The following is a 6,000-nucleotide window of genomic DNA, read 5'->3' on the forward strand; positions in this document are numbered from 1 at the left end:
AAAAAGAAAATTTAAGTAAAAAATAAAGTTTTGGCTTAGAGCAATCTTGAAAATTAGTGCATTTTTTGCCCGCACTGCTCATAGCCGTAACCGTTGCCTGCCATTAAAAAAGATTAGTTTCTAATGAAAAAAAGCTCCTTCTCCCCTCAAAATTTTTCGGAAAATTAAACGGATTTAGAAAACATAGCGGAATCGTGTAAAAAGACTTCCAATCAATACGCAAGCAACGACGGAATCGGTCCGATGCCTTGAGAAACAAAACGGAGCAACGCCGAAATTTTAGCCAGTTTGCGGAATTTAGGGAAAGAAAATAAAGATTCGGAAATTCAATGACAAAGTTGGCTTCCAATGACTAATTCGTTACAGAACGGAATAATAATGGAAACAGCGTACACCAACGGCAGGCAACATCGGCTATAAGCAATGCGGGATAAATGCTAAATCGAAAAACCTGTGTATATTTACGAGGTCGCCAAAACTCTATTTTAGCGCAAAAAGAAAATTTAAGTAAAAAATAAAGTTTTGGCTTAGAGCAATCTTGAAAATTAGTGCATTTTTTGCCCGCACTGCTCATAGCCGTAACCGTTGTGGGGCAGTTGATCTAAAAAAAAGCAGAACGCATAAGTATCCATAAAAAGGGTTCGGACTTTTCCGCCAAAATGAAAACACGGTTTTTGGGCGGGGAACCGCAAAATCCCCACAAAGGCAATCGTTTATTTGCAGAGGACAGTAGAATGATTCTTTGGATGAAGATTTTTTTGGCAGTCGAATATTTTCGAAATCAAGGCTGGGAATTTTGCGGTTCTGATGGAGGCCATTTCCTTTTTGCGGGCGATAGTTGAGCCAATCAGTACGCTCAATCGAAGTAGGTGTATATTTACCAACAATCAAAAACCGTGTTTTCGGCAAGCCTCGAAGGCCAGTTCATATCAGCAAAGTTTCCGGATAAAGGGAAAACCGCCCCACAACACGGGCTATAAGCAATGCTGGGTATGTGTTTAATTCGAAAGCAGTTGTATATTTACAAAGTCGCCAAAACTTCATTTTGGCGAAAAGAATAATAAGTAAAAAAATAAAGTTTTGGCTTAGTGCGAGCTTCGAAAATCAGTGAATTTTTGGCGCACTGCTCATAGCCCAAACGTTAGGCAAAATATGAAAAGACCAAAAAGAAATAGCGTTGATTTATATGTCGAGCAATTGACTAAGAATTTTTCTAAAATCAATAATTTTCATTTGCTTCAAGAAAGTGAAGAAGGAAAACGGCTCTTTGATTTAATTATAAAAACAAATTCGGATTTAAATAGCCTTCAAACTCTTTTCCTAAACTACTATATACCATCCGCAAATAAATCAATTGTCGAAGGCTGGAATGAAATTTCTAAATCGTCATATAAACAATTACTAAATTTAACGAAAGAGGACTTAAAGGAGAACTTGTACGAAACCATTAGACTTGGTTACGTTGGATTATTTCACAAATATGAATCTTATCTAAAAGCCTTAGTGAGTGCAACAGATTTTTTACTTATGGAAATAAATGACATCAGTGGCCTTAAAAGTATAAAGGAATATTGCAAAACGGAATTTGGAGTTGATATTCATAAGTCACATAACAATTTTTATGTAACAAGTAGAATAGGATACATATGTAATTGTATTAAACATTACGATGGTTATCCAATAAAAGAACCTGTTCACAAAGATTTCGTAAATTCCAATAAATCTAAAAAAATAGAAATATCTAAAGAGGTTTTTAAAGGAGATATTGAAATGATGAAAAAACATTGTGAAGTTTTACTTTCTCAGATAATGCTTATGGGTTTTAAACAGATATTAGATTATGAATTCAATAGTGCGAAAGATGAAAATCTAATAGATGATAAAATAAGAGAAAATTATTTAAAAGCTTATGGAAATTTCCAAATTGTCCTATCAGATTTCATCAGACCTCAAAAATACTTTGCCTAACACTGTATAAAAAAAATAGGGCAAGTAAGTGCTAAACCTTATGTTCTGGCATATTTGCTAGGTCGCCAAATCTTTTGATTTGGCTTTAGAAAAATAATATAAAACAAAATGCAAAAGATTTGGCTTGTGGATAATCCGAAAGGTAATTTCTTATTTACAGCCCTACTTCTTTTATACTAAACGTTAGCTACAATGCAAAAAAAAAATCCGTAAAATTCAAATGTCCGAACTGAAAGAAACAGATAAATTAATTCTTGAAAAATTGTTTGAGATGCAAGGTGGATTCGTTTTGGAATTTTCTAATGCAAAATTTCAGCAATTTATTTTCAATAATTTCAAAATCGATATATACAATGCAAAATATGCAATTTACGGAGATTCAAAAGCGAAAAGATTAAGAGCTTTTTGGGATTTAGAAAACAACCAAACAGTTGGTAAACTGATTTTAGAATTGATTGAGTTTTTGGATACAAACCGAACTTTGGAAGGTAAAGTCGCAACTGAAAATGATAAGAATTTAAAAGAAAGAGCCAATACAATTGCGAATAGACTTCTTGGAATAAAAGGCACATCAAATGCCCAAAAAGAAGAAACGGTTAACGATTTTTTAAAGAAAGATTTTGAAATAGTTTCATTAGAAAAACTAAAAATTGACGGGTCTGTAATAGATATACTAAATTCAAGAATTACGGAAATACAAAATGCTATAAAGTCAAAATCCGCATTATCTTGTGTCATTTTATGTGGTAGCGTTTTAGAAGGAATACTTTTAGGAATTGCATCTAACAGAATGAAAGAATTTAATCAATGTGAAATAAGCCCAAAGGATAGAAAAACGAATAAAGTTTTAGCTTTTAATGAATGGTCATTATCAAATTTTATAGACGTTTCCCATAAGCTTGGACTAATTGGATTAGATGTCAAAAAATACAGTCATTCATTAAGAGATTTTCGAAATTATATTCATCCATACCAACAAATGGTTTCAGGTTTTAATCCAGACATAGAAACAGCAAAAATTTCTTGGCAAGTGCTAAAAGCTTCTATAACCGATTTGTCAAAAAATGTATAGATTGCGCAAATGCACTGTAGCTAACAACGTATATAAAACATAGCTATTATGGGCTTTCCGAGAGGTTCATCTGTATTTGCAAAGACCGCCAAATTTTTTAATTTGGCTTTTTGAGAAAATAAGATAAAAAGAAAATTAAAAAATTCGGCTCGTGTATAATCCGAAAAGTTAACGTCTATTTATACGCTACGTTTCATATACAAGACCGTTACCACACATTCGAGAAAAACCGTGAATAATTGGAAAAATATACAATGGATTTTTAAAAAGGATGGAGCCTTAAGAGATATTTATGTCCAAAATTCAACGATTTCGGATTGGGAAAAAGTAGTTGACTTATTAAACGCTGAATACAAATTGACTTTTGGAGTTTATGAAGATAATTTGACAGACAAAATTGACTTCGGATACGTGAAAACAATGTTTGCGGACGAAACTGGAGAATTGGAAACTAAATCTGTAACTATTGATGTAAATGGAATTGTTGTTAAGTGCTTCTTTTTTCTTGAAAACCAAATCGAGTTTGACATAAACCCAACCGATATTAAAACGGAATCAGAATTTAGAAGGATTACGGATTTTATGAAATCCGTAAGTTTGAAATTGGAAAAACAGATAACTCTTTGTGGCGAAAATCAACCTGAATTTCCGTTAATAAAAATTGATACTAGAAACGGAATTGAAAAAATACTGACTGAAAAAGAGTCTGAAAACTTATGGAAAAAGTCTGACCAAAATGTTAGTAGATTTAAAAAGTTAAAATCAAGTATAATAATGAAGTACTTTCCGAAAATATTTGAAAAGAAAATTATAGAAAGTGCAAATAGTGAATATAAATCAATACCGAAAGAAAACAACGTGTGGTAACACTATATATAGCAAATAGGGCGATTAGTTTTTAACCGAAAGGTCATTGTCTATTTACAAAGTCGCCAAATCTTTTGATTTGGCTTTAAACTAGAAAAGATAAAACAAAATAAAAAGATTTGGCTTGTGACTAAACTGAAAGTAATTACTTATTTTCTGCCCCACTTGCCATATATTTAACGTTGGCAAACATATAAAAATCGTGAAGTCTATTAAAATTATCATATTATTTTTAATATTTTGTAGTTGTTCACAAGACAAATATGTGGCTGATTTTGAAAGGACTTTGGGAGCTGAAAACAGCCAAACGCTTACGGAATTAGTAGCGGACTTTGAAAATGATTTTTTAAAACGACAATACCCCGAACTGAAAACAAAAAATGCTTACAAAGAATTTCTGACAGAATTGCGCGATGAAAAAACAGACAATTGGCAGAAGATTTCGAAAAAAGCGAGAGAAAATTTTAAATCGAGTAATTTAAAAAATGAGATTTATAGATATCCAGATTCTGTTTGGATAGTGGAAAATAGCTCATTAGATAAAAAGGAAGATTCAAAAGAAGTCTTTTTATTTAGTCCAAGACCTTACCTTAAATTAAGATATAAATACAACAATCCAGACGGAACTGTTGAATATCTGACTTCGAGAAATTATCCAAATATTTTTCCAAATATGGATACTGATTCTATTATCGAAACGGAAATGAAAACACCGGTATTTAATACTATTGGAAAATACATTCAAGCAATTTATCAAATTAAAGAACGAGATACATTTTTCAAGAATTTTTATAGACAAAAGGAAAACGGATTTATCAGACCAGAAACTTTGGCAAAAGTTATACTTTATCAAAATGCAGATTTGAACGATTATCTCGTAAAACGAATTATTGTATTGGAAATAGCGTACTGAAAAAAATACGTTTGCCAACAATGTATAAAAAAAATAGGGCAAGTAAGTGCTAAACTCAATGTTTCAGGCATATTTGCGAGGTCGCCAAATCTTTTGATTTGGCTTTTGGAAAAAAAATTAAAACAAAATGCAAAAGATTTGGCTTTTGGATAATCCGAAAAATAATTTCTTATTAACAGCCCTACTTCTTTTATACTAAACGTTAGGCAACATTTGGGTACGGTAAAGGGACATCCTTTACAAAGTTAAAGGGACATAGTTTACACTTTTAAGATTCATAAATTGCTTGAAAAGTAATTTATCATGGTCTGGAAAGCAAAAACTAAAATGGAACAAAAGGTAGAATTTATTCACGAATGGTTAACTCAAAATTACACCATCACAGAACTTTGTAGGTCATTTAATATATCGCGACCTACCGCTTACAAATTGATTTCTCGGTATGAAAAAATGGGACTATCGGGCTTAATTGAGCAAGAAAGAGCCCCGATCAATCACCCCAACAGAACCGATCAAAAAGTAGCGGATTCAATTTTAAAATTAAAGAACAAACACATGCTCTGGGGTGCCAAGAAAATCCGCATATTGTTGTTTAAACAGTATCCAGAGGAACTTATCCCAAGTGTGGTCACGGTTCACAACATCCTTTCTAAAAATGGTCTAGTTAAACCTCAAAAACGAAGCAGAAGAGTCAAGCCTGTGTATCCAATTTTCGATCCCAAGAAGTGCAATGAAGTTTGGAGCGCAGACTATAAGGGGAAGTTTTTAATGGGTAATAAAATATACTGTCATCCGCTTACTATTGCCGATTCCAAAAGCAGGTTTTTGTTTACTGCAAAAGGACATTACAAAGAAAACTTTATCTCTGTTAAGCAAGAGTTTACAAAGGTTTTCAGAAAATATGGCATCCCAAAACAGATACATACCGACAACGGAAGTCCCTTTGGATCTGTAGCTGCTATTCAAAGATATACCAGGCTATCTTATTGGTTTATTGAACTGGGAATAGACCCGGTTTATTCCGATCCCGCAAGACCAGATCAGAATGGACGACACGAACGTATGCACCGTGATTTAAAGGCAGCTTGCGCCAAACCCTCATCATTCGATTTAAAGGCCCAACAGCGTAGTTTAAATCGGTTTGTAAAAGAATATAACCACATTAGACCCCATGAATCTT

General features: G+C 32.8%; 5 protein-coding genes. All 5 read left to right on the forward strand.

Translation table 11 applies throughout. The annotated features are described in order from the left end of the window. Positions 1 to 1,152 precede the first annotated feature (1,152 nt). Entirely contained in the window at positions 1,153 to 1,968 is an 816-nt protein-coding gene (locus AC3RVG_RS13220; protein WP_489691942.1) for a hypothetical protein, read from the forward strand. 220 nt (positions 1,969 to 2,188) lie between these two features. Continuing rightward, positions 2,189 to 3,040: a hypothetical protein gene (locus AC3RVG_RS13225; protein WP_489691943.1), complete on the forward strand. Its 852-nt coding sequence runs from the start codon at positions 2,189 to 2,191 to the stop codon at positions 3,038 to 3,040. 231 nt (positions 3,041 to 3,271) lie between these two features. After that, positions 3,272 to 3,907, forward strand: coding sequence for a hypothetical protein (locus AC3RVG_RS13230; protein WP_489691944.1), 636 nt, complete (start codon positions 3,272 to 3,274; stop codon positions 3,905 to 3,907). A gap of 265 nt (positions 3,908 to 4,172) precedes the next feature. Continuing rightward, positions 4,173 to 4,820, forward strand: a complete 648-nt coding sequence (locus tag AC3RVG_RS13235) for a hypothetical protein (protein ID WP_489691945.1) — start codon at positions 4,173 to 4,175, stop codon at positions 4,818 to 4,820. 327 nt (positions 4,821 to 5,147) lie between these two features. Next, a partial coding sequence (locus tag AC3RVG_RS13240) for an integrase core domain-containing protein (protein ID WP_489691946.1) occupies positions 5,148 to 6,000 on the forward strand: 853 nt, incomplete at its 3' end.

The organism is Aequorivita sp. IT1282, assembly GCF_058068205.1.

What these genes read in the sequence shown, in the direction of transcription:
- AC3RVG_RS13220 (WP_489691942.1), top strand. Translation starts at nt 1,153, where the DNA reads ATGAAAAGACCAAAAAGAAATAGCGTTGATTTATATGTCGAGCAATTG.
- AC3RVG_RS13225 (WP_489691943.1), top strand. Translation starts at nt 2,189, where the DNA reads ATGTCCGAACTGAAAGAAACAGATAAATTAATTCTTGAAAAATTGTTT.